Below are 1,434 nucleotides of genomic sequence, written 5' to 3' on the forward strand. Positions count from 1 at the left end.
GAGCAATAGTCAAGACTTGTGGATCATGAGTTCTTAGGCGGCTGTGGGGACGGGTGATTCTGCGGGTCGTTCGATGAGTTTGCCGTCGATGAAGGTGGCGCCGGCGCGGACCAGGGCGACCAGGTGGGCGCCGTTGAGCGCGCGCCAGCGTCGTTGGGCGGACTCGATCAGTTTGAAGGCCATGGCCAGGCCGGCGGCGCGGGAGCCGGGGCCCTTGGTGACCTTGGTGCGGTGTCGGACGGTGGCGAAGGTCGACTCGATCGGGTTGGTGGTGCGCAGATGCCGCCAGTGCTCGGCCGGATAGTCGTAGAAGGCCAGCAACTCCTCCACATCGTCGGTGACCTTGGCGACGGCCTTGGGAAACTTGGCGCCGTAGGCGGCCTCGAAAGCGGCGACCGCGGCCAGGGCATGATCCTTGCTCTCGGTGTTCCAGATCTCCGCGAGGGCCTTCTTCGCGCCCGGGTGGGCTGACTTCGGTAGCGCGCCGAGCACGTTGGCGATCTTGTGAAACCAGCAGCGCTGGGCCCTGGCCTGCGGAAATACCTCGGTCAGCGCGGACCAGAAGCCGAGCGCGCCGTCCCCGATGGCCAGCACTGGGGCGCGCATGCCGCGCCGGGCGCAGTCGCGCAGCAGATCCGCCCAGGATTCGGTCGATTCGCGGTAGCCGTCGGTGAGCGCGACGAGTTCCTTACGGCCGTCGGCGCGAACCCCGATCAGCACCAGCAGGCAGAGTTTGTGCTCCTCCAGGCGGATGTTGACGTGGATGCCATCGGCCCACAGGTAGACGTAGTCGACGTTCGACAGGTCGCGGGCGGCGAAGGCGCGTTGTTCGGCCTTCCACTGCTCGGTGAGCTTGGTGATGACCGGCGCCGACAGGCCGTGGCCGGTGCCGAGGAACTGACCGAGGGCGGGGACGAAGTCGCCGGTGGACAGGCCGTGCAGGTAGAGCAGCGGCAGCACCTCGGTGATGGCCGGGCTCTTGCGGCACCACGGCGGCAGGATCGCTGAGGAGAACCGGCGCCGCTCGCCGGTGGTCTCGTCGATGCGCTTGTCGTTGACCCGCGGGGCGCGCACCTCGATCGCGCCCGCGCTGGTCAGCACCTGCCGGGGCTGGTGGTGGCCGTTGCGCACGACCAGGCGGCGGCCGGTCTCGTCGCGTTCGTCGGCGAAGGCGGCGATGTAGGCGTCGACCTCGGCTTTGAGCGCTTCGGCGAGCATCCGGCGGGCACCTTCACGCACCAGCTCGTCGATCAGCGCGGGCGAAGGGGCGGAGGCGTCCGCGTTGCGGTCGCTGTCGGCGGGGTCAGGGACTACGGTGAGCACGGGTGTGCCTTCCCGACCGACGTTGGCGCGTCGGTCATGTCTTGAGAACTCGCATGATCATCGGGAAGGTGCACCCCTTCCCGACCGATCCACAGGTCTCAAGCATTGCTC

At 68.2% G+C, this 1,434-nt stretch carries 1 protein-coding gene; it reads right to left on the reverse strand.

Features of this window, described 5'->3' with window-relative positions:
• Window positions 1-33 precede the first annotated feature (33 nt).
• The gene (locus IO39_RS43305; RefSeq protein WP_043637577.1) at window positions 34-1,323 is read right to left on the reverse strand and encodes an IS256 family transposase; all 1,290 of its coding nucleotides are present in this window, start codon (window positions 1,321-1,323) and stop codon (window positions 34-36) included.
• Window positions 1,324-1,434: the final 111 nt, after the last annotated feature.

This window comes from Nonomuraea candida (genome assembly GCF_000725485.1).
GTDB classification, from domain to species: domain Bacteria; phylum Actinomycetota; class Actinomycetes; order Streptosporangiales; family Streptosporangiaceae; genus Nonomuraea; species Nonomuraea candida.